21 protein-coding genes and 2 tRNA genes are annotated in these 23,276 nt (G+C 54.8%); 11 read left to right on the top strand and 12 right to left on the bottom strand.

Annotated elements, in window-relative coordinates:
- Positions 1-4: 4 nt before the first annotated feature.
- Both serA and J2X72_RS00575 read left to right on the top strand, forming a co-directional pair.
- Positions 5-1,600 (top strand): phosphoglycerate dehydrogenase, encoded by a 1,596-nt coding sequence (gene serA, locus J2X72_RS00580; RefSeq protein WP_310067327.1) that lies wholly within the window; start codon positions 5-7, stop codon positions 1,598-1,600.
- An 18-nt stretch (positions 1,601-1,618) separates the two neighbouring features.
- Positions 1,619-2,131, top strand: coding sequence for a GNAT family N-acetyltransferase (locus tag J2X72_RS00575; protein WP_310067325.1), 513 nt, complete (start codon positions 1,619-1,621; stop codon positions 2,129-2,131).
- On the opposite strand, the gene J2X72_RS00570 is transcribed toward J2X72_RS00575, so the two are convergent.
- Positions 2,109-3,020: a DMT family transporter gene (locus J2X72_RS00570; protein WP_209999336.1), complete on the bottom strand. Its 912-nt coding sequence runs from the start codon at positions 3,018-3,020 to the stop codon at positions 2,109-2,111. The genes J2X72_RS00575 and J2X72_RS00570 overlap by 23 nt on opposite strands.
- 263 nt (positions 3,021-3,283) lie before the next feature.
- Here J2X72_RS00570 and J2X72_RS00565 point away from each other — a divergent pair, with 263 nt between their 5' ends.
- Both J2X72_RS00565 and J2X72_RS00560 read left to right on the top strand, forming a co-directional pair.
- Complete coding sequence (locus J2X72_RS00565) at positions 3,284-4,576, top strand: adenylosuccinate synthase (protein ID WP_310067321.1); 1,293 nt, start codon at positions 3,284-3,286, stop codon at positions 4,574-4,576.
- 52 nt (positions 4,577-4,628) lie between these two features.
- Complete coding sequence (locus J2X72_RS00560) at positions 4,629-6,197, top strand: transcriptional regulator (RefSeq protein ID WP_310067318.1); 1,569 nt, start codon at positions 4,629-4,631, stop codon at positions 6,195-6,197.
- Between the two features lie 51 nt (positions 6,198-6,248).
- Here the strand turns inward: J2X72_RS00560 and rpoH are convergent, their stop codons facing one another.
- A complete protein-coding gene (gene rpoH, locus J2X72_RS00555) occupies positions 6,249-7,160 on the bottom strand; it encodes an RNA polymerase sigma factor RpoH (RefSeq protein WP_209999339.1) in 912 nt (303 codons plus the stop codon).
- Positions 7,161-7,397: 237 nt separating this feature from the next.
- Positions 7,398-8,399, bottom strand: coding sequence for an RluA family pseudouridine synthase (locus J2X72_RS00550; protein WP_310067315.1), 1,002 nt, complete (start codon positions 8,397-8,399; stop codon positions 7,398-7,400).
- A gap of 55 nt (positions 8,400-8,454) precedes the next feature.
- Between J2X72_RS00550 and J2X72_RS00545 the strand changes: the two genes are divergently transcribed.
- From J2X72_RS00545 to J2X72_RS00535, 3 genes are all read left to right on the top strand, one after another.
- Positions 8,455-8,853 (top strand): fimbrial protein, encoded by a 399-nt coding sequence (locus J2X72_RS00545; protein ID WP_209999342.1) that lies wholly within the window; start codon positions 8,455-8,457, stop codon positions 8,851-8,853.
- An 89-nt stretch (positions 8,854-8,942) separates the two neighbouring features.
- Positions 8,943-9,017, top strand: a tRNA-Glu gene (locus J2X72_RS00540).
- Between the two features lie 66 nt (positions 9,018-9,083).
- A complete protein-coding gene (locus J2X72_RS00535; protein ID WP_405044626.1) occupies positions 9,084-9,854 on the top strand; it encodes a membrane-anchored protein in 771 nt (256 codons plus the stop codon).
- A 66-nt stretch (positions 9,855-9,920) separates the two neighbouring features.
- On the opposite strand, the gene J2X72_RS00530 is transcribed toward J2X72_RS00535, so the two are convergent.
- Positions 9,921-10,622 carry a glycosyltransferase gene (locus J2X72_RS00530; RefSeq protein WP_310067308.1) on the bottom strand — a complete coding sequence of 234 codons (702 nt, stop codon included), beginning with the start codon at positions 10,620-10,622 and terminating at the stop codon, positions 9,921-9,923.
- A 234-nt stretch (positions 10,623-10,856) separates the two neighbouring features.
- Between J2X72_RS00530 and J2X72_RS00525 the strand changes: the two genes are divergently transcribed.
- Positions 10,857-11,918 carry a glycosyltransferase family 2 protein gene (locus J2X72_RS00525; protein WP_310067305.1) on the top strand — a complete coding sequence of 354 codons (1,062 nt, stop codon included), beginning with the start codon at positions 10,857-10,859 and terminating at the stop codon, positions 11,916-11,918.
- Positions 11,919-11,921: 3 nt separating this feature from the next.
- On the opposite strand, the gene J2X72_RS00520 is transcribed toward J2X72_RS00525, so the two are convergent.
- Entirely contained in the window at positions 11,922-13,124 is a 1,203-nt protein-coding gene (locus tag J2X72_RS00520; RefSeq protein WP_209999353.1) for an alpha-hydroxy acid oxidase, read from the bottom strand.
- A gap of 179 nt (positions 13,125-13,303) precedes the next feature.
- Here J2X72_RS00520 and J2X72_RS00515 point away from each other — a divergent pair, with 179 nt between their 5' ends.
- Positions 13,304-14,227 (top strand): 2-hydroxyacid dehydrogenase, encoded by a 924-nt coding sequence (locus J2X72_RS00515; RefSeq protein ID WP_310067300.1) that lies wholly within the window; start codon positions 13,304-13,306, stop codon positions 14,225-14,227.
- A gap of 12 nt (positions 14,228-14,239) precedes the next feature.
- Here the strand turns inward: J2X72_RS00515 and purU are convergent, their stop codons facing one another.
- From purU to cobG, 5 genes are all read right to left on the bottom strand, one after another.
- Entirely contained in the window at positions 14,240-15,094 is an 855-nt protein-coding gene (purU, locus tag J2X72_RS00510) for a formyltetrahydrofolate deformylase (protein WP_209999356.1), read from the bottom strand.
- Positions 15,095-15,205: 111 nt separating this feature from the next.
- Positions 15,206-16,651: a precorrin-3B C(17)-methyltransferase gene (gene cobJ, locus J2X72_RS00505; RefSeq protein ID WP_405044625.1), complete on the bottom strand. Its 1,446-nt coding sequence runs from the start codon at positions 16,649-16,651 to the stop codon at positions 15,206-15,208.
- Entirely contained in the window at positions 16,648-17,388 is a 741-nt protein-coding gene (locus tag J2X72_RS00500) for a precorrin-2 C(20)-methyltransferase (RefSeq protein ID WP_310067297.1), read from the bottom strand. The genes cobJ and J2X72_RS00500 overlap by 4 nt, the downstream gene beginning before the upstream one ends.
- Entirely contained in the window at positions 17,388-18,014 is a 627-nt protein-coding gene (locus J2X72_RS00495) for a precorrin-8X methylmutase (RefSeq protein ID WP_310067295.1), read from the bottom strand. Before J2X72_RS00495 ends, J2X72_RS00500 begins: the two co-directional genes overlap by 1 nt.
- Positions 18,007-19,389, bottom strand: coding sequence for a precorrin-3B synthase (gene cobG / locus J2X72_RS00490; protein ID WP_310067293.1), 1,383 nt, complete (start codon positions 19,387-19,389; stop codon positions 18,007-18,009). The genes J2X72_RS00495 and cobG overlap by 8 nt, the downstream gene beginning before the upstream one ends.
- Positions 19,390-19,508: 119 nt before the next feature.
- On the opposite strand from cobG, the gene cbiE reads away from it, so the two are divergent.
- Both cbiE and J2X72_RS00480 read left to right on the top strand, forming a co-directional pair.
- Positions 19,509-20,723 carry a precorrin-6y C5,15-methyltransferase (decarboxylating) subunit CbiE gene (gene cbiE / locus J2X72_RS00485; protein WP_310067290.1) on the top strand — a complete coding sequence of 405 codons (1,215 nt, stop codon included), beginning with the start codon at positions 19,509-19,511 and terminating at the stop codon, positions 20,721-20,723.
- 97 nt (positions 20,724-20,820) lie between these two features.
- Entirely contained in the window at positions 20,821-21,630 is an 810-nt protein-coding gene (locus J2X72_RS00480) for a mechanosensitive ion channel domain-containing protein (RefSeq protein ID WP_310067288.1), read from the top strand.
- A 207-nt stretch (positions 21,631-21,837) separates the two neighbouring features.
- Here the strand turns inward: J2X72_RS00480 and J2X72_RS00475 are convergent.
- Both J2X72_RS00475 and J2X72_RS00470 read right to left on the bottom strand, forming a co-directional pair.
- Positions 21,838-21,914, bottom strand: a tRNA-Arg gene (locus J2X72_RS00475).
- 78 nt (positions 21,915-21,992) lie between these two features.
- Entirely contained in the window at positions 21,993-23,162 is a 1,170-nt protein-coding gene (locus J2X72_RS00470; protein WP_310067286.1) for a M20 aminoacylase family protein, read from the bottom strand.
- Positions 23,163-23,276: the final 114 nt, after the last annotated feature.

Raw genomic sequence — 23,276 nt, 5'->3', positions numbered from 1 at the left:
CATGATGGCACCACGTGTACTCGTATCCGATAAGCTCTCTCCTACAGCGGTCCAAATCTTCAAGGACCGCGGCGTCGATGTCGATTATCTTCCCGACCTTGGTCCGGATAAGGAAAAACTGCTCGAAGTGATCGGCCAATACGACGGGCTGGCTATTCGCTCTGCGACCAAGGTCACGGAGAAGCTGATTGCGGCCGCAACGAATCTGAAGGTTGTCGGGCGGGCGGGCATTGGCGTTGACAACGTCGATATTCCAGCCGCCTCACGGCGCGGCATTATCGTAATGAACACACCGTTCGGCAACTCTATAACGACGGCCGAGCATGCCGTTGCCTTGATGTTCGCAGTCGCGCGCGAATTGCCCGAGGCCGATGCGTCCACCCGCGCCGGCAAATGGGAGAAGAACCGCTTTATGGGTATCGAGATCACGGGCAAGACGCTTGGGATTGTCGGTTGCGGTAATATCGGATCCATCGTCGCCGCACGTGGCGTCGGCCTCAAAATGCATGTGATTGCCTTCGATCCCTTCCTTTCGGAAAGCCGGGCGGAAGAGCTCGGCGTCGAGAAAGTCGAACTGGATGAGCTGCTGGCGCGGGCCGATTTCATAACCTTGCATACGCCGATGACCGACAAGACACGTGGCATCATCAATGCCGAGAATATCGCCAAGATGAAGGATGGCGTGCGCATCATCAACTGCGCCCGCGGCGGCCTCATCGTCGAGAAGGACCTCATTGCCGCATTGAAGTCCGGCAAGGTGGCCGGCGCTGGCATTGATGTATTTGAGGTGGAACCTGCTACCGAGAATGAATTGTTCCATCTTCCCAATGTTGTCTGCACCCCGCATCTTGGTGCTTCGACCAGCGAAGCACAGGAAAATGTCGCGCTGCAGGTCGCCGAGCAGATGTCGGACTATTTGATCAAGGGTGCTGTCTCGAACGCGATCAATATGCCATCCATCACTGCAGAAGAAGCGCCGCGATTGAGGCCATTCGTCAAGCTTGCGGAGGTGCTCGGAGCATTTGTTGGCCAGGTCACCGAAGATCCCATCCAGGAGGTGGAGGTTCTGTTCGATGGCTCCACGGCCGCAATGAATACGCGGGCGCTGGTAAGCGCTGCTCTGGCCGGCCTTATCCGTCCTCAGGTGGCCGATGTGAACATGGTCTCCGCGCCGATCATGGTGAAGGAGCGTGGTATCGTTCTTTCCGAGGTAAGACGCGATAAGTCCGGCGTATTTGATGGTTATATAAAGCTCACCGTGAAGACTGACTCGCTGACGCGTTCAATTGCCGGCACCTGTTTCTCGGATGGCAAGCCACGTTTCATCCAGATCAAGGGTATCAATCTTGATGCCGAAGTCGGTCAACATATGCTCTACACAACCAATAATGATACGCCGGGAATGATTGGCTTGCTTGGTACTATCTGCGGCAACAACAATGTCAATATCGCGAATTTCTCGCTTGGTCGCGACAACCCCGGTGGAAACGCAATTGCCATGCTCTATCTCGACGAACGGATTCCGGACCATGTTCTGGAGGAATTGCGCGTTAACAAGGCGATCGTTTCCGCAAAACCGTTGGAGTTCGACATCGGTTGATTATACGGACACCCGGCCATGAAGTCCGTCGAAAATGTACCGTGCTGGCGTTTGATGGAAGCAAGCGATCTTGCTTCTGTCAGCGCCGTCGCGGCTGAGGTTCATCCTGATTTTCCGGAGGATGATGCGGTTTTTTTCAACCGTCTTTCATTGCACGGGCAAGGTGCTTATGTTTTCGGGAACGGTGCAAACACTCTTGGTTACGCGATCACTCACCCGTGGAAGAGCTTTGATATTCCGCCTTTGAATACGGTGCTCGTGGCGTTGCCGGAACGGCCAGACAATTATTATATCCACGACATAGCTTTGGTGAATGCGGCGCGCGGCAGTGGCGCGGCAAGTGAAATCGTACAAACGGTGATCGACTACGCCAGACAACTCGGCTGCCAAACGATGTCCCTCGTTGCAGTCAATGGATCATCGATTTTCTGGCAAAGACACGGATTTGAGACAGTTGATCGACCGGAACTATTTGAAAAGCTTGCAACCTATTCTGATGACGCCTGTTTCATGGTGCGCCAGCTTCGCTAGTACCGGCATGCTTGCGTCCGCTGAGTTCGGCTATCCAGATTCCGCCCAGGACGAGGACCAGAGCTATAGCGTGATAGATTTGGAAGTCCTCGCCCAACAATGCGACTGCCAGCAGTGTCCCAAAAATTGGAACGGCGTTGATGAATAAGCCCGCGCGGTTCGCACCGATATATTCGACGCCTTTGATGAAGAGTACCTGTGCCGCGAGCGAAGGAAAAAGGGCGGTGTAAAGGACAACCATTGTTCCTGTCCGGTCAGGCGAGGTCATCGTTCCATTCTGCCATTCCCAAATCGTGAACGGAATGGCCGTAACAAAAGCGAAAAAGGTCATTACCGTCATGAGGCTTTGCCAATTGATGCTTGGTCTAAAGCGTAGCGCGACAGTGTAGCCACTATAGAGCAGTACCGCGAGAAGCATCAGCGCGTCGCCAAAATTGACGTCAAGGCTAGCCAAACGTGCGAAACTTCCATGACCGGCAGTCAAGGCGACTCCAACAAGTGAAAGGCTAAACCCAAAAATCTGCCCTGGTTGTACACGTGTGCCAAACAACATCAAATTTGCCACGAAGATTACCATTGGTATGCCGGCTTGCTCGATCGTGACATTGATCGCGGAGGTGTAATTTAGTGCGCTGTAGAGCGCCATGTTGAAAAATGTGAAGCCGAAAGCGCCTAGTGCGGCTAGCATCGGTAGATTTGGCCGCAACTGTTCCCAGTCTCGTCGAACCTGCTTCACACTGAAAGCGCTAATAAAAAGGAAGGCAAGCAGCCAACGCAACAACGTCAGAAGCATTGGAGAAATGTGACCAACAGCGAATTTGCCTGCAACAGCATTGCCGCCCCACAGCAGGGCAGTCGTCAAAAGAAAAACGTAAGCCGTGCGGTTCATAGCTCTGTCGCCTACAGTTGATCATCCCCGCGTGAATCACCGAGACGACAGGTTAATCGCGCGATAAAGCCAAATTGGTCGGTTGGCAATCGAAAGAATTGTCGCGCTTTTATGAACCAGCCTGTATAGAAGCACCGCATTTAGCGCATAACCTCAAACGAGAATCGGTTTTCCGGAGGATTGTGCGCCATAAAGGTGTTGCTGCTGCATCCGAGAGGTAGTCGAGCATAAGCACTACGAGATTGTGACTTGAGGAGTTTTGGATGGCAAATGTTGTTGTGATCGGTTCCCAGTGGGGTGATGAGGGCAAGGGCAAGATTGTCGATTGGCTTTCAGAACGTGCTGACGTCATTGTTCGCTTTCAGGGCGGTCACAATGCGGGGCATACGCTGGTGGTTGATGGCGTGACCTATAAATTGTCGCTCCTGCCATCGGGCGTCGTGCGCCAGGGCAAGCTTTCAATTATCGGCAACGGTGTTGTATTCGATCCACACGCATTCATCGCTGAAAAGAAGAAACTTGAAGCACAGGGCGTTGTCATTACACCCGAAACGCTGAAGATTGCCGAAAACACGACGCTAATTCTTTCAATTCACGGCGAACTCGATCGCAGACGCGAAACCTCCAATTCCGGTACAAAGATCGGAACGACGGGTCGCGGCATCGGACCGGCCTATGAAGACAAGGTGGGCCGCCGCGCGATCCACGTCCTCGATCTTGCTGATCCGGATACGCTGCCTGCCAAGATCGAACGTTTGCTTGCGCATCACAATCCCCTTAGACGCGGTCTCGGCATAGAGGAAGTCGACGGCGCAAGGTTGCTTGCTGAACTCAACGAAGCTGCGCCACATATCTTGCCATTTATGGATAGGGTTTGGTATGTGCTCGACCAGAAGAAACGAGCCGGCGAACGCATCCTCTTTGAAGGCGCGCAAGGTACCCTCCTTGATATCGACCACGGCACCTACCCTTTCGTGACCTCATCGAACACTGTTGCGGGACAGGCCTCGGCCGGTTCCGGAATTGGTCCAGGCTCACTGCACTATGTTCTTGGTATCACCAAGGCTTATACGACGCGCGTTGGCGAGGGTCCTTTCCCGACGGAACAGCAGAATGAAGTCGGCCAATTTCTCGGCGAACGCGGCCATGAATTTGGGACTGTTACGGGGCGCAAGCGCCGCTGCGGTTGGTTCGATGCTGTTCTGGTCCGCCAAGCTGTTGCCAATAACGGCATCAGCGGTATCGCTTTGACCAAGCTTGACGTGCTGGATGGGCTCGACGAGATCAAGGTCTGTACGGGGTACGAGCTCGATGGCGAAGTCATTGACTATCTTCCGGCTGGTCAAGGCCAGCAGGCGAGGGTTACGCCGATCTACGAGACTCTGGAAGGTTGGAAAGGGACCACGGCCGGTGCCCGCAGCTGGAGCGAACTTCCGGCGCAGGCGATCAAGTACGTGCGTTATGTAGAAGAGTTGATCGATGCGCCGATCGCGCTTTTGTCCACCAGCCCTGAACGCGACGATACGATACTTGTTACCGACCCTTTTCATGATTAGAGTCAGGAGCGTCCTGGAGATAATCTCACAACAAAACCATAGGTTTGGGTGAATGGCAGATTTCGTTGCGGTATTGAGAAAGACAATTGACGGGCTGGCAGACCCAACGCCAGCGCTACGGCAGCGTGTGTATGCGAAAGCTCGTGCAACGATTGAGCAGAAGCTCGCAACGCTGAATGCTCCAGAGGCCGTGAGCACACGTCAGATAAAGGCGCTTGAAGACGCCATTGCCGAGGTCGAGTCCGATTTTGCGCCTGCAGTCGAGGATATCATACCCGAGCCCGCTCCGGTTTCGTCGCCTCCACCCATTCCAACACCAGTATCAGTACCGGCATCGGCAACTTTGGCGCCCGCTGCTTCGACCAAATCTCCAGCGCCCTCCTTTACCAAAGTCGAAGCCCAGCCGGATGCACTGGAAGACTTTCTGTCAAGCCACGATACGGGCCGGTCAATACGGGCCGAGAAAGACAATCATGATGCCTTTCCGGTAACCAGGTCGTCTGTGGATTCAGGACGCGGTCCGGAAGAGCAGGATGATGATCTGACCACAGCCACCCAGGATCGCTCTTCAGGCGATTATGGCGTCTATTCGCGCGGTCCCCTTAAACGACCGGCGCAGAGACGTTCGCTGGTGCCTCTGCTTGGCATAGCAGCGTTGCTACTGATCATAGCTGGCGCCGGTTATGCGGGGTGGAACTATCGCGACCGAATTGCTCAAGAGGCGACTGCCTTAAAAACCTATCTGGCCAATCTGACGAACAGGGATACGACGCCGGCCAAGACCGCGACGAACGAGCCAGCCACTCCTGCATCGCCGGCCAAGCCGGCTCAGCCCACGCCTGGTCCATCACCCAAGGCCGAGACCGGGGAGCCAAAGCCTGAACCAAAGCTTACTCAACGTCTCCTCCCGGACGGCCAGGAGATTAATCCCGGCCCTGCGAATGACACTCCTTCATTGGGGGAGGGTACGTCCGTAGCCGCGTCGACGCCGGATCAGCCGGCACAGGCGCCGAAGACGCAGGGTCAGCAGCAAGCCGCTGGCCAAACAACACCGCCTGCCGCTCTGCCTATCGGCCAGAAAGCCTTCTTCTATGAAGAGCGCTCCGGGCAGGATGCCGGGACTGCCGATGCAGGCGGTGTAGTCTGGTCCGTTGTTCAAGAATCTCCTGGCAATGACCTTCCACCAGAGCCTGCCATAAAGGCTGATGTCACTATTCCCGACCGAGGCATCAATTTGCGCATGATCATACGGCGCAATGGGGATAAGTCCCTTCCTGCCAGCCATCTGGTCGAGATGATCTTTACTGTGCCGGAGGGCTTTCCAGGGGGATCGATCGATAACGTCTCACGCATGACCTTCAAGGACACCGAGCAGGCTCCGGGAAGTCCGCTTGTCGCTATTCCGGCCAAGATCGCCGATAATTTTTTCATCATTGCCATGAACGACGCAAAGACAGCTGTCGACACCAACATGTCACTGATACGGCGCCAATCGTGGATCGACATACCCATCGCCTATAAGACGGGTAGGCGCGCCCTGATTACCCTTGAGAAGGGCTTACCCGGGGAGAAAGCGTTTGATGAGGTTTTAAAGTCCTGGGCCGCGAAGGCCGGAGGCTAAGCAGTCGCAAAAAAGGCCGCAGAGGCGGCCTTTTTTTACCGGCAAACCAGTTCAGCGCGCGTCAGAACCCGTCGAAACGAGTGCTTTCTGCTGCCTGATAGCTGCTGCCTTGACGGCGTCCTGCACTTTTTCAAATGCGCGAACTTCGATCTGGCGAACACGTTCGCGGCTGATGCCGAACTCCGTCGAAAGATCCTCCAGAGTTACAGGATCATCGGCAAGGCGCCGTGCCTGAAAGATGCGACGTTCGCGGTCATTTAGTGACGACATCGCCCCCGTGAGCATCTCGCGGCGATTTTCTAACTCGTCCTGCTCGATCAGCATCGTTTCAGCGCTATCATGGTCATCGACAAGCCAATCCTGCCAATCACCACCGGCTTCACCATCGGAAGAACGAATTGGCGCATTCAACGATGCGTCGCCAGACAGGCGGCGGTTCATCGAAACGACTTCTTCTTCGGAAACACTGAGACGTGTGGCAATTTCCTTGACCTGTTCAGGATTCAGATCGCCATCGTCGAGCGCTTGAATCTTGCTCTTCACCTTACGAAGGTTAAAGAAAAGACGCTTCTGGTTTGCGGTCGTGCCCATTTTGACCAGGCTCCACGAACGCAAGACGTATTCCTGGATCGAAGCCTTGATCCACCACATTGCATATGTGGCAAGACGGAAGCCGCGTTCCGGTTCGAAGCGTTTTACAGCCTGCATCAGACCTACGTTTCCTTCGGATATAACTTCGCCGATCGGCAGACCATAGCCACGATAACCCATCGCAATTTTGGCAACGAGACGTAAATGGCTTGTGACAAGCTTGTGCGCCGCTTTCGGATCGGCATGCTCAAGATACCGCTTGGCAAGCATATACTCTTCCTGCGGTTCGAGCATTGGAAAGCGACGAATTTCTTCTAGGTAACGGGTCAATCCACCGTCACCACCTAAGATACTTGGAAGATTTTGGGCCACTGAGCACCCCTCCTCATTTTGGAATAGACCCCCATTATCGGCGGGTCCGCATTAACCGCCCACCCAATAGCTTGGCGTGGGCGGATTAGCGCTATCAATATATAGGTATCATTTTGTCAAAAACACGGTGCATTAAGCAGCGAAACAATCTGTCACATAAATGTGAACAATAGGGTCAGGTTTTGGCTTCGCTAAACCAACTGCGAACCTCGCCAAAGGTTCCTCGCGTCAACTATATCATGTTCTTTCTCGAAAAGCTTTGATCAATTCTGCCATGTCCTGGGGTACTGGTGCTTCAAACCGCAGAAGCTCGGCGGTCGACGGGTGCTCGAAAGCAAGAAGCCTGGCATGCAGTGCCTGCCGGATGAAGCCCTTGACGATGCTTTGCAAGGGCTCGTCGAGCTTGTTGGCCTTGGTCTTGTAAGAACTGCCATACTCCAGATCGCCTACTAGCGGGTGTCCCGTATGAGCCATGTGTACACGGATCTGATGTGTTCTGCCGGTCTCCAGGCGACACTCAACGAGCGATGCGAGAGCGGTGGCATCGTCCTTCGCGGCATATCGCTCCTTGACCTCGAAATGCGTAACCGCATGACGGGCGTCTTCGCGTTCTTCATGGACAACAGCTTGCTTGGTGCGATCGCGATGTGATCTGCCGAGAGGAGCATCGATCGTGCCGGTTGTCCGATCAGGTGTTCCCCAGACGATGGCGAGATATGCGCGTTCGAGATCATTTGACCGTCCGTGATCAGCGAATTGAGCGCTGAGATGACGATGAGCAAGATCGTTCTTGGCGACAACCATGATGCCGCTGGTTTCCTTGTCGAGGCGATGTACGATGCCGGGCCGCCTGACACCGCCGATGCCGGACAGTGTATTGCCACAATGATGGATCAACGCATTGACCAAGGTCCCGGTCCAATTGCCATTGCCGGGATGGACGACAAGGCCGGCAGGTTTGTTGATGACGATGAGGTCGGTGTCCTCGTAGAGGATATCGAGTGCGATATCTTCGCCCTTGGGAGCCGCATCTTCAGGCGCCGGAATTTCGATCGTAACGCGGAGACCCTCGCGCAGCTTGTGTTTGGTTTCGCGGATGGGTCTGCCGTCGATACTAACTTGACCGCCGTTGATGAGTGATTGAATGCGATTGCGCGAAAGATCTGGCGTCAGCTGCGCCGAAAGCCAGGCATCCAGTCTCTTGCCGCTTGAATCAGTATCGGTAATTAGCTCTTTCAAAACCTCGGTCCCTTCGTTACAGGAGGCTTGGTTTGAACCTCGGAGAACAGTATATATGGACAACATGAACCCGGACACCGATGGGGACGAACAGCCCCTTGATCCGGCAATGGAACGGGTCCGGCGCAAGATGATCCGGTTATTGGCTGTTTCCATCGGTATCATGGTGATCGGTCTTATGGCGGTGCTGGCGGCCATTGTCTACAAGATTAGCCAGCCGGTTCCTGAAGTGGCTACGCCGGTTCGGTCCGAGATTCCTGGACAACCACTCGGCACGGCGATGACCGGTGAGGCGATAACACTCGATCCGGGGACGCGGATACTTTCCCACAATCTCGCCAACAACACTCTTTCTTTGGAAACGAGATTGGCCGACGGAACCCGGCAAATCCTTCTCTACGATATTGCAACCAAACGCGTGGTGGCACGAATTTCGGAGGCCGCCGGCAATTGATTGGGCGAGGGATCAGTTGGAAGTTGATGAGAAATCATTATTGCACTTTGCCACACGCTTGATTATACCCCCTCATAGCTACCTGCGACGCGCCCATCGTCTAGCGGTCAGGACGGCGCCCTCTCACGGCGCAAACAGGGGTTCGATTCCCCTTGGGCGTACCAGTATATCCGCATATCATAACCCTTATGCGCGAGGATGTTCAAACCGCATTGTGAAAGGCCGGCTTCATGAGGTTGCCTCGGTTTGAGATCCTGACCAAGATGCGTCGGTCTGTTCTTTACAGGATTTTGCGACCCCGGGCGCCAACGCATCCGGTTGAATTCACGGGACCAGTCGTGGTCGTCGGGTCGGCACCCGTTTCAACGGTTCCAGCCGGCTTCGGCACACAATTTCACGTGATAACAATCAATGGTTCGCAAAGCATTTTGGACAAGTGGGGCGTTGACGCTCCAGATGCGACCTTCATGCAGTTTAATCAGGTCGAGGGACAAACCACCAACGCGTTGCACGTTCGCAAAGTGCTTGACGGAAAACATACACGGCTCCTTTACGTCGTACGCTGGCCTAAAAGCTTGGACCTGCTAAAAAAAGGGCTCGCCGCGTTCAACTACCGTTATGACGACGTGAAGATGATCGACCGCTTCAAGCGTATGGCAATGTACGAGGCGGTGATGGGGAGGCTCAACGTCGAAATCGATGATGATATGAAGTTCTCGAATGGGATTACGGCGGTTTTTTATGCCATTCTGAGCGGAGCCAAAGCTATCATCATCAGTGGAATCAATCCCGATTCGTCAGGACACATTTATAACGATGCCAATCTAAAACGTCTGCACGCAGGTACGGACAAGCAGATACTACAGGTGCTTATCGATCGAGGATATCCGCTCTACACTGCTGACCAAGAGGTCGCTAAAAACTCCGGCCTTCCACTATGGACAGACGAGACTTTCAGCAGATTCTATGCGTTAGATACGGGCGCATCGTTTCGCGCTTGAGGGGGTAAACCGCGTGTCGTTAAAGGCAGCGCGGTTTATTATCTGCAAATCCGGACTATCGGAGATTCAAATCGGTTTCCAATTCGGATCGACAGCGCTGGCGGCCGCGCGCCACTCGTCGGCGTAATCTACATTTTGCCAATCCTTGAACCAAGGTCCGCCATTGGTGAAGTGGACGGCGTTTGGATAGCCGTTCGCCGGCTTTTCGTTCCAGCCTTCCAGCCAGTTCCATTCAACCGGGATCTCGCCGATTTCGTCGTCTTGCGCCCATTGCATCCTGTGCAGATAGGCACCGCTTTCCCGATTGATAACTTCCGGGGTGAGTTGGCGGGTCGAAGGGTGATCACAATTGAACAGCATGAACGAAGACCAGTTTTTGCGCGGATAGCTGATCTGGACTTTGCCGTCCATCTTCGTGCCTGCCTTCGGCGTATAGTCATGCTTGACGCAGACCACTGCTTTCGTTTCATCCCGGTATGCGAGCAATTTTGCTACGTCACCGAAAAACAAGAAGTCACAATCGCAGAAGAGAGCCCAACCCTTATAGTCTGCAAGCCAGGGTGTAAAGAAGCGAGAATAGGTGAATTCAGTCGAGGCGAGAGGATCAACATCACGCGTATACGCGCCTTTTTCCACGAGCTCTTCCAACTTGATCGGAATTACTCGAACGGGGATGGTTGCATGTTTCAATACAGTGCTCTTGGCGACCTCATAGGCGATCGGTTCGCGTGAATCCCATCCCACGTAGATATCAAGTTCATTTTGCATAATGCCTCGCTTTATATTCTGAGAGTCAGGGTAGGGTTTTAAACCAAATGTGGAAAAGAAAAACCCCTTATTGCCGCCAAATTGCGGCGCACATTTCGGCCTTCACCTCGGTAAGGCTGGGCGCCGGTGCTCATCGGGCCGCACTTGACCTTCCACACGCGCAAGTTTAATCGGTCGGCCTCCTAGGGTCATGCTCATCAAAGAACTGACTCTCGTTCAAGGCGGAACCACCTGTTGAAACGACACCAAACTTTCTTGTTTTCAAGACCGGAAATTCCCTTTCCATACCGTCCTGACAGTCCAGCCGCGTTCCCAAGCAGCCGAAGCCGGTCATTGCTCACGCGTTGGCGTAACTTCAATGTACAAAAGCGTCATGACCCGGTTGAAATATTCTCTCTCAGGAAAGACGACACTCGGCCGCTTGGGTCCAAAGACATACCACTCATCTTTCTGACGCATAACAGCATCCAGTTTCTGCCGTCATTCCTCGCACATTACCGCAAATTGGGAATAACGCGTTTTTTGTGCGTGGACGACCAGTCGACCGATGGCACGCGAGAAAAACTGCTCGACGAAAATGACGTCGATCTTTTTGGTTCGAATATCCGATATCGCCAGGCAAACGGCGGCAACCTTTGGCGTGAGGCTCTGGTCCGGATTTATGGGACCAAGCGCTGGTACATGAATGTCGATTGCGACGAGTATTTTATTTATGATGAGTGCGAGACAAGAAAGTTACCTGAGCTAATTGCGGGACTACAGTCAAAGGGAGTGCTGCACTGCCCGGCACCGATGATCGATTGCTATCCATCAGCCTCGCTCAAGTCGGCGGTTTTCGATGGATCCTCGAACGTGATGCCTTGGGAGGTCGCCGATACTTTCGATCGGCGAGGTTATCGCCTATTCCGCACGAACTCGGCCATGTCGATGATGGGAGGGCCGAGAGAAAGATTGTTGAACTACCCCGAGCACTACGACGAATTGATGAAATACCCGCTGCTCTACGTGGAACACGATATCGCGTTTACCATCAGCATCCATAAGCCTTGGCCATTTCACCGCAACTTTTCTCCGATCTACGGCTCACTGCTGCATTTCAAATTCTTCAGTGAAACAGAAGACTTTGTTAAAAAGGCCATAGAAGGCGGGCAATATTTCAAGGGTTCTCGCGCTTACAAGACGATGCTTGAGGCCATAACGGCTGGAAGGCTGGACAACCTTACCTCAGATGTCTCCGTAAAGTTCGAAGACTCGAAGCAGCTGTCCGGTCTTGGTTTCTTCAAGAGCGTTTTCTAGCCTTCACGCGCTGGCTGTTCGGGCGCGCTTCTTCTTCACTTCGGCCATTCGGGGTTTTGTTTCGAGGCCGCTCTTGTAGAGATTGTTTCGGTCGAGAACCGTGACGTCGCGCTCGCCGCAAAGGGCCATCGTAATATCGAGCTCCTTGCGAATGATCTCCAATGCCTCGGTGACGCCTTTTTTTCCGCCGGCACCCAGACCATAAAGAAAGGCTCGACCGATATATGTGCCCTTTGCTCCGATGGCGAGCGCCTTCAACACGTCCTGTCCAGATCTGATGCCGCCGTCGAAGTGCACTTCAATCTTGTCCCCCACGGCGTCGACGATATCTGCAAGAACGGATATGGACGATGGCGCCCCATCAAGCTGGCGGCCACCATGATTGGATACGATGATCGCATCGGCACCAGTCGCCGCCGCCATCTTCGCATCTTCGACATCGAGAATGCCTTTGATGATAAGTTTGCCGCCCCACCGTTCTTTTATCCAGGTGACGTCGCTCCAGGAGAGGCGTGGATCAAACTGCTCCGTTGTCCAGACTGACAGCGAGGACAAATCGCCCACGCCTTTCGCGTGGCCGACGATATTGCCGAATGTACGGCGCTTGGTCCTGAGCATCTCCATACACCATTGTGGACGAGTTGCCATTTGCCAGATGTGTTTCGGTGTAAATTTGGGGGGTGCGGATAGACCGTTGCGCAAATCCTTGTGGCGCTGACCCAGAATCTGAAGATCGAGCGTCAGGACCAAAGCCGAGCACTTGGCAGCTTTGGCACGGTCGATCAAATTATAGATAAAGTCGCGGTCGCGCATGACATAGAGTTGGAACCAGAAAGGCTTGGTTGTAACCGATGCGACATCCTCGATCGAACAGATACTCATTGTTGAGAGCGTGAACGGAACGCCGAATTCTTCGGCCGCTTGGGCCGCCAGCATCTCGCCATTTGCATGCTGCATACCAGTCAAGCCGGTTGGTGCGAGAGCGACAGGCATGGAAACTTTCTGGCCGACCATCGTGCTTTCAAGGGTACGGTCCGTCATGTCGACCGCAACACGCTGGCGCAGCTGGATCTTGCCGAAATCCTCTTCGTTCGCCCGATAGGTACTTTCCGTCCATGCACCGGAATCGGCGTAGTCGAAGAACATTTTCGGTACGCGCCGCCTTGCGATTTCTTTCAGATCGGCGATTTCAACTGTCTTTATCATATTCTGTCCCGCAGCAATTGTGCGATGGTTTTCACACCAATGCGTCTCAAAAGGCAAGCGCCAACTCACAGGATGATTACAGATAAAGGCGTGCTTCATAAGCAAATGGTTTGTCTTTGACACCCGAGTGTAGCTATTGTCTTAACTCGATCTGGAAGCACTCGACAGGATGCAATTTGATGGAAAAACGACCTCTTCTCTTGCTTGGCCCTCTCATGCCCTACTTAACGGAGGAGTTGGAGAAGCGATATGCAGTTGAAAAGCTCTATGAGGAAAAAGATGCTCTAGGCTTTTTGCAGCAAAATGCAGACCGCTTTCGCGCGGCAGTCACGAGTACGTTCACTGGCCTCAAGGCGGATATGATCGATTTGTTGCCTGCACTCGAGATTGTTTCATCGTTCGGTGTCGGCACCGATTCGCTGGATATTGCTTACGCGGCGACCAAAGGCATAAAGATTGCCAATACCCCGGACGTTCTTAATGAAGACACGGCGAATATGGCGATCACACTTCTATTGGCTGCTACCCGCGACATCGTCGCAAATGATCGTTTCGTTCGGGAGGGACGTTGGGCAAGAGGGGAAACACCACCGCTGGCGCTCGGGATAGAAGGCAAGAAGATCGGACTGGTCGGTCTCGGTCGGATTGGCAGCGTCATTGCAAAAAAATTGACCGCTTTTGGTTGCGAGGTCGTCTATCACACGCGCAACAAAAAGCGCGACGTCTCATACGAGCACTTCGATAATTTGGTAGAAATGGCCCGCAGATGCTCTGGCTTGATCGCGATCTTGCCCGGCGGGGATGCAACGAAAGGCGTTATTTCGCGCGAGGTCCTGCAGGCGCTTGGCCCCGAGGGAACCTTTATCAATGTCGCACGCGGCACCGTCGTCGATGAAACCGCCCTGGTCGAGCTGTTGCAGTCGGGAGAACTTGGGCGCGCCGGCCTCGACGTGTTCGTGGACGAACCGAACGTCCCCGAAGCCCTGTTTGCACTCAATAATGTGGTGCTGCAGCCGCATATGGGGAGTGCCACGGTCGAAACGCGCAAGGCGATGGCCGACCGTGTCGTTTCCAATCTGGACAACTACTTTTCCACCAAGTGAAGCCGAAGGCGGCTATCCGAATACAACCGTCTTGTGACCGTTGAGCATGACGCGCGATTCGAGATGCTTCTTGACTGCCCGCGCCAGCACGCGGCTTTCGATGTCGCGGCCAGTGGCAACGAAATCTTCCGCACTCATGGCGTGAGTAACACGTTCGGTCTCCTGCTCGATAATGGGACCCTCATCGAGGTCGGGCGTCACATAATGCGCTGTCGCGCCGATAAGCTTCACGCCGCGTTCGAAAGCTTGGTGATAGGGTTTGGCACCCTTGAAGCTAGGCAGGAAGGAATGGTGGATATTGATGACTTTGCCGAACAATCGTTTCGACAAATTGTCCGACAAGACCTGCATGTAGCGGGCTAGAACAACAAGGTCAGCGCCGGTGTCCTTGACGATCTTGAGCAGCGCCTCTTCCTGCTCGATCTTGTTGTCCTTGGAGACCGGCAGTACGTGATAAGGAATGCTCTCGTGTTCGGCAAAACGGCGGCTGTCCTCATGATTGGAAACGATCGCAGCAACATCGGCATCAAGCCAGCCAACCTTGATCTGGTAGAACAGATGCAACAGCGCATGGTCGAACTTGGATACCATGATGATGATCTTGGGCTTTTTCGATTGGTCAACAAGCGTGGTTTTCATGTCGAAACGCTGAATTGCGGGTTTTAAAGCGCGTTCGACATCATCCTTGGTTGTGCCTTCGGCGGCAGTGAAAGCGATGCGCATGAAGAAGCGATTTGTCTGTCTGTCCCAGAACTGATTGCTCTCGGCTATATTCGCGTCCATGCCGGCCAGCTCCGTCGTTACCGACGCAACGATACCCGGTCGATCTTCACAGGAAAGGGTAAGGACATAATTTTTGTCTGGCATGATAACTCCGGGTGCAGGCGATCTAATCTTGCAGGATCATAGTGAGCAGCGTCGAAATGCGTCGATACAAAAGCGAAGCGCTCAGTCCTTTTTCCGGCATGGACTTTCTGTTCAACCTTCGGGCTTGGTGCCATACCAGCGGGGCGTATAGACCCATTTGCCGCCGTCCCTGCGCTCAAAACTGCGCGTGAGCGACGATCCGACAATCATTACCGTTCGCATATCCACCTGATCGGGGGTTAGCTCGGCAAGCGTGAGGACACGCAACATTTCCGCAGGACGGCCGATATCTCGTCCAAGGACGATAGGGGTATCACCACCCCGGTACTTGCGCAGGATATCGATGGCGCGTGGCAATTGCCAGGGACGATGTTTTGAGATCGGATTGTAGAAAGCCATTGCAAGGTCTGCTTCGGCCGCCAATGAGATGCGTTTTTCAATGATCTCCCATGGCTTTAGATTGTCGGAAAGCGAAAGAACACAGAAATCATGACCGAGTGGTGCTCCACTGCGACTGGCTGCTGCCAGCGCGGCAGAAACCCCGGGCAGGATTTCCAGCTTCACAAGGTGCCAGGAGGCGTCCGCAGATTCGTGCAATGCCTCGACCACTGCAGCAGCCATGGCGAAAACACCGGGATCACCGGAAGAAACCATCACGACAGAGCGGCCCGTTGCGGCAAGCTCGAAAGCGTGCCGCGCGCGCTGCATTTCCTCGCGATTGTCGGTCATATGCAGGGTCTGGTCTGAGCGGAAAGGTCCTGCCATCCGGACGTAGGTCTCATAGCCAAGCACATCGTCGGCGTTGTTCAATTCCCGTTTGACCGCCGGAATCATGAAATCGGGGTTCCCTGGCCCGAGACCGACCACCGCAAGCCGCCCAGGCTTATGGTCGGGTTGAATAGATTTGGGGGAGATACCGCTCTTGGAATCCGTCAGCTTGCGTTGAAAAACCAGATCGCCTTTTTGGGGTGCAACATCCGAAGACGTAACCAGAATGCGTAATTCCGCGTTGTCATCCAGCGGAAGGTTAGCGTCCTCAAGCCAAGGTGCGTCCCCCTCTATCTTAACCGTCTTGCCCCCAAGTAAGTCGGCAATGAATACTTTGGCATCCTCGGGGTTTTTCAATTCAAAGCCTGGCGGAGGGTTGAGCAGACAAGTGCCGAACCGGAGCTCGCCCGATGTCGTGATTGCAGGTGAGACCTCGAGAATAGCTGCTATCTGCCGGGCAAGAACGTTCACGCCCGTTGTACCACCCAGGAGGGGAACAACAGCGCTGCCATCATCAGCGACCGCCAGAACGGGTGGCTCGGCTCCCTTGTCACCAAGAACCGGGGCGAGGGAGCGGATAGTAATGCCGGCGGCGCAGAGAGCGATGACTGCATGACCGTTCCGATAGAGCTGGCGGACTGTTTCGCCGAAGTTCGCGTAGGAGATATCGGCGCCTTCAATACGGGCTTCCAACCCGTAGATAGTTACTCCCGGCATGCTCGCTTTCATTCGCGATGCCGTTTTCATGCCGAGCGCCGACAGGGCCACTATGGCTATCGGGTATATCATTCGGAGCTACCCGCCCATTTCTCTCCCGGAACGAGAATCAATGAGAAATAGGGCGAGGATTCGGGATCGACCTCCGCCAATGGAACGATCCGTTGTGCCTCCATCGTTGCCCTTTCGACATAAAGCGCCCGATCGAGAAGGCCAAGATCGTCGATTACACCACGCACTTTCGCGAGGTTTTTACCAAGCTTCATGATCGCCGCAGCTTCAGTGGTGGCTAGTCGGGTTTTCAAATCCTGTGCAGAAAGCACGCCGGAGAGAACGGTAAGCGTCTGGTTACGATAAACCAGAGGTGCACCAAGCACGGCGGCCCCGCCCAGGATCGAGCAGACACCGGGCACGACTTCGGTTTCGTAGTATTCAGCCAGTCGATCGTGAATGTACATGAAGGATCCGTAGAAGAATGGATCCCCCTCGGCGATAACCGCGACATCAGTTCCCGCGTCCAGATGAGTGCGCAAAAGCGCAGTTATCTCGCCGTAAAAATCACTGACGATGGCGTCGTAGTTCATATGCGCCGGTAGTACCTCGGTCGTGACTGGATAAATCAGCGGGACGAGGAGTTGCCCATCATCAAGATAGCGCTCGACGATGGCCAAGGCGTTACCCTTCTTGCCTTTGGCTGCGTGATACGCGACGACGGGGGCAGACTTGAGCAGACGCAACGCCTTCAATGTAATGAGTTCAGGATCGCCGGGGCCAACGCCCAGTCCAAAAAGCCGCCCGGGCTTTTGCATTACTCTTTCTCCGAAGCGAGGGCATTGATCGCTGCCGCAGCCATGGCACTGCCGCCTCGGCGGCCATGCACGACGACATAGGGAATTCCGCGGCTGTCCTCGGCAAGGGCCGCCTTGGATTCCATCGCGCCCACAAAGCCGACTGGAAAGCCGATAATCAGCGCCGGTTTTGGAGCGCCTTCATCGATCATTTCGAGTAATCGAAACAGGGCGGTGGGCGCATTACCGAAGGCGACAACTGCACCTTTAAGGTGCGGGCGCCATAGTTCCAACGCCGCGGCAGAGCGGGTGTTGCCCATGTCGCGTGCCAATTTGGCGACCGAGGGGTCTCCTAGCATGCACATGACCTGATTTCCGGCCGGTAGACGTGACCGCGTGACACCCTCCGCAACCATACGAGCGTCGCACAAGATCGGCGCGCCGCTCAGCAATGCGTTGCGGCCAGCCGTTGCAGCACCCTCGGAAAACGCCAGATCCTGGATCACGTCGACCATGCCGCACGCATGGGCGACGCGCACGGCCAATTTTTCCAGATCAGCTGGGATGCCCTTCAAATCGGCTTCAGCACGAATGATAGCGAACGAGCGATCATAGATCGCCTGACCGTCGCGGATATAGTCAAGCATATAGTGGCCCCCCAGAGCCGGAATTCTCACCGATCAATTCGGCAGCTTCGTCGATAGTGACATTGGCAGCCAATAGCTTGCCAAAACGCGACGGTCCATTGGTCGTGCACAGAAAGATGTCGTAACGTCCGGCCGCCGTTGCCACGAGCGTTATGGGTTTTGCCGAGGGCGACGCACAGGATTTGCTGCAGCCGCTCATATGGATTTGCGGAACTGCCGGGCTATCCTGCAAAAGTGACGCAAGCTTCAGCCCGTCTGACTGGGTCGCTGCCAGGGCCGAACCGCATCCCGCCGACCCCGAACAGCTGATCATCATCGCAAGAGCATTTTTAGGATTGGTGCCAAGTCGGAGTGCTTGGAGCGCAGCGAGCGTAGCTTTTGCGTCGCCCACAGAAATTTGCGGCAAGAGAACGCTTTGCCACGGTGTCATACGCAATTTTCCGTTGGCATATTGGTCGGCAAGTTCTGCAAGCGAGTGCAAAAGGCTCGGATCAAGGCGGCCAAGTGGAGGCATGGCGCCCACGAAACAATGTGAGCTGTTCAAATCGACCGAGAGGCCAAGATGACCATTTTCGCGGGCAGGGGCTCTGCGCCAATTTGCAATCTGCTCGCTTCGCAGTGGAACCCCTAAGCGCAGTTCGAGCTGTTCTACGAGGTATTCCGTACCCATCTCGCTTATCATATGTCGCAGGCGCGAAGCTTCCGGATGTCCACGGCACCATCCGATGAAGATATCGAGAATGCCGGTGATGAGACCAAATGCTTGCCCGGACGGAACACTACCGAGGGCAGGCTGAGCATCGGCTTTTGTGGGGGGCACGCCTGCAACGCCGAACGCGAAGCGGGGCGCACTGCTTTCCAGATCGATAGGACTGAGCCAAAGATCATGGGGGTGATCAACCATCGCAACGCTTTCGCCTCCATCGATGAGAATGGAAAACTTAGGCGAAAGAGTCTGGTAGAGCAGATTCGTCTGCACGATTGTCAGCACGCTCAACGCGAAAGGCCGCACGTCCGGCAGCGTCTGGTCAAATCCAGCAAACGGACTGATCATAACATTGCGAACGTCATCGCCTCGATCGCTCAATGGTCCGAGTCCTGCTTCCAGCAAAGACGTTATCAGCGATTCTTCCATTTCCGGCCCCACACCGCGAATTTGCAGATTGGCACGATTGGTGATTTCGATCGTGCCGTTGCCACAGCGCTGTGCTGCATCGGCGACGCAGCGCGCCTGAACTGAGCTCAGATCGCCAAAGGTTAGTTTCAAACGGCAGATACCGCCGTCTAGAGCCTTTGTCATGCGGAACAACCCTGGGCAGGCAGAGCGCCGCGCCTCGACGGTTGATCGCTGGAAGGTGGTTGTCAGATGGCTCATGGCGTTGTCGGTTTTACAGGATGCCTCGGGGCGTGCCAACCTTTCTCGTAACACCCGCTTCGTTGACCCATCAAGCGGTTTGGGGCAAGCATGGTCACTGCAATGCAATGGAATCTATGATGATGAGATGGCTGACGATTATCGGTATTGGTGAAGATGGATATGGTGGTCTCGGTCACAATGCCCATGATGCCCTGGCACGTGCCGGAAAGATTTTCGGCGGTAAACGCCATCTGGATCTGTTGCCCGAAGGACTGGCTGCTGAACGCGTTGCATGGCCTAGCCCATTCTCAGATGCTTACCCCATGCTCCTTGCCTCTCGCGGCCAGCCTGTCGCGGTGTTGGCCAGCGGCGATCCGATGCATTTCGGCATAGGCGCGACTTTGACGCGCTATTTTGCGGCCGATGAGCTGCGAATAATTCCAGCTCCTTCATCATTCTCGCTTGCCGCCGCCGCTATGGGCTGGCCGATACAGGACACACAACTGCTGAGTGTTCATGGCAGGCCAATTGAGACTCTGTTCAAGGCGTTCGCGCCTGGAGCACGGTTGCTGATCCTCAGCAATGATGGCGGCACACCTCTACAGGTTGCGCGGATGTTGAGCGAAACCGGGTTCGGCTCAGCGCAATTAACCGTGCTCGAGCATCTGGCCGGCGCGGTGGAGCGGCGAATTGTCGGGACTGCAAATGCCTGGAGCCATCATCGCTGTGCCGATCTCAATGTGCTTGCTGTGGATTGCGGTAAAGCGATCCGGCCAGTCCGGTCTTATCCTACGATTGCCGGTCTGCCCGACGAAGCGTTCGAACATGACGGACAATTGACCAAACGGGACATCCGCGCCGTTACCTTGGCGCATCTTGCGCCGCTCCCGGGCGAACTTCTATGGGATGTTGGGGCAGGTTGCGGCTCGATCGGCATTGAGTGGATGCGCGCGCACAGTTCGTGCCGGACCTTGGCAATTGAAGCCAATGACAAGCGGCAAGATTTGATCCTGCACAACAGCCGGGCGCTGGGTGTACCCGACCTGCAGATTGTGCGCGGTGAAGCACCGGTGGCTTTGCGAGAGCTCCCCGAACCTGATGCCGTCTTCATCGGTGGCGGCGTCACCGATGAGGGGGTAATGGAGGCGTGCTGGAAGGGTCTGAAGCCAGGTGGGCGCCTGGTTGCCAATGCTGTGACCATTCAGAGTGAAATGGCAATCGTTGGCTGGCGCTCCGCCCATGGCGGCGAACTTACAAAGCTTGCTCTTTCGTATGCGCAACCTCTCGGTGGTTTTGATACCTGGCGTTCTGCTCTGCCGGTCACTGTCTATGCGGTTCGCAAGCCGATGTGATTTAACAAAGGAAACATTAACTGGCCTTTTGCCTTCAATAGGGTAACCAACATCGCAGTTTTAGTGTTGGTATTCTCTTGCCGGAAAGGAATCTCTCATGGAACTTGATCCTCAGAACGCGTTTTCCGCAATTCAGACTGGCATTCGTGAAGCAAGCGCCCTTGTCGTTGCTTACGCGTTCTCGGTAATTGGCGCCGTTCTGTTGCTGATCATCGGATTCGTCGTCGCCGGTCTCGTCGAGCGCTGGGTCTATGCCGGGCTTGGGCAAGTCGGCGGCTTTGACCTGACACTGCGCCGGTTTTTTTCCAAGATCGCACGGTATGTGGTGCTCGGCCTTGTTGTGGTAATGGTGCTCGGGCAATTCGGCATCCAGACAGCCTCGGTTATTGCCGCCATCGGTGCCGTTGGCCTGGCCATCGGGCTGGCTTTGCAAGGAACTTTGCAGAATATCGCGGCAGGGATCATGCTTTTGGCACTCCGTCCCCTTCGTATCGGCGAATATGTGGAGGTCGGCAGTGTAAGCGGGACAGTCGAAGAAATTGGACTATTTGCGACGCGATTGCGTGCGGCGGACGGCATATACATCCTTGCCCCCAATTCGACGCTTTGGACCCTGCCCGTGAAAAACTTCACCCGAAACGGTATTCGTCGCAATGACATCACGATTACTGTTTCCAACGAGGATGAGTTGGACCAGGTGCAGAAATCCTTGATTGAGCTCACCGAAGCCGACAAGCGAGTCAAGAAAGACCCCGCTCCTTCAGCCTTTGTGGCCGAACTGGGTGATGCGACCGCAGCAATAACATTACGCTACTGGACTTCAGTCAACGAATATCAATCTGCCAAAGCCGATCTCAACAAGAACGTGCGGGCGGCGATGGCAGCCAAAGCAGAGTCGAATCGCTAGTTTGTGAAAATAACTAGACAAGACCGCCTCATGACCCGGACATCAAAAAAGGCCGCTTCGACTACAGATCGAAGCGGCCAAAACTTGGTATAGGGCATATGATGACGAACATATTGCATTTGCTTTGCAACTGCAAGTAACCCTTTAGCATGAGCAGACCACGGACGAAATCCGTTCTTGATCGAAGAAATGCGGTGGAAGGCAGTATGGTGATCCCGACTGGATTCGAACCAGTGGCCTACAGATTAGGAATCTGTCGCTCTATCCTACTGAGCTACGGGACCAACTGACCTGACATACTGTTTTTCGCGGCGGTCGCCAAGTCTCAAGATGCGTGGAAATTTCCAGCAGTCCGGTTCCGATCAGGATGACGGGGGGAGAGCACTTTCAGCCAATTGCACCCAGTAGCTGATGCCGTGCGGGATTGCATCGTCGTTGAAATCATAGGACGGATTGTGCAGCGAGGCGCTTTCACCATTGCCGATGAAAATAAAGGCGCCTGGACGTGCTTCCAGCATGTAAGAAAAATCCTCGCCGGCCATCATGGGCGCGACTTCCTCGTTGACCGCGTCGTTTCCAGCGACCCTGCGGGCCGTTTTGGCCGCGAAGTCTGTCTCGCGACCATGGTTGAACGTTACCGGATAGTTGCGCGCATAATTGACACTTGCGGTTGCGCCTAAAGCTCCGGCAACGCCTTCAGCGACCTCGATGAGGCGCTTTTCGGCAAAGTCGCGCATTTCTGAGCGCAAGGTGCGAACGGTGCCTGCAAGTTCGGCCCGTTGAGGGATGATGTTGTGAGCATCGCCGGCATGAAACTTGGTGACTGACAGAACTACAGAATCAAGCGGGTCTGTGCCGCGCGAGACGATGGTTTGCAGGGCATTGACCAATTGAGCGCCGATGACGACCGGGTCGATGGTCCGGTGCGGCTGCGCAGCATGGCCGCCGCGACCTTCGACAATGATGGTGAATTCATCCGTTGCTGCCATGATCGGGCCCTTGCGAATGGCGAACTGACCAACGGGAAGTCCGGGAATATTATGCATGCCATAGACCTCCGATATGGCGAAACGCTCCATTACGCCGTCCTTAACCATTTCACGGCCACCGCCACCGCCTTCTTCCGCGGGCTGGAAGATAACCGCGATTGAACCCCCAAAGTTGCGGGTCTCGGCCAGATATTGCGCGGCACCCAAGAGCATTGCGGTGTGGCCGTCATGTCCGCAGGCGTGCATTTTGCCGTCCGTACGGGATGCCCAGGGTTTGCCGGTAACTTCAGTGAGCGGCAGTGCATCCATATCGGCTCGCAAGCCCACAGTCGGACCTTGGCCGTGACGCCCGCGAATAATGCCGACGACACCGGTGCGCCCAATGCCGGTCTCTACCTCGTCGCACCCGAATTGGCGCAGCTTTTCTGCAACGAACCGCGCTGTCTCGTGCACGTCGAACATTATTTCCGGGTTCTGGTGCAGATGGTGCCGCCACGCGGAAACCTCGTCCTGCATTTCGATCGCGCGATTGAGCAAAGGCATTCGAGGGGAACTCCAAATCCAAATCTGACATTTCAGTGAACAGAATAAAGGTGTTTTGCCTTTTGCCCGCCACATAAGATAGATAAGGGCATTGCTGCCCGGTGTGAAGCGCGG

The organism is Phyllobacterium sp. 1468 (assembly GCF_031455525.1).
Taxonomy (GTDB): Bacteria; Pseudomonadota; Alphaproteobacteria; order Rhizobiales; family Rhizobiaceae; genus Phyllobacterium.
The sequence above is the reverse complement of the archived record's forward strand: the minus strand, read 5'-3'. Positions and strand labels throughout refer to the sequence as shown.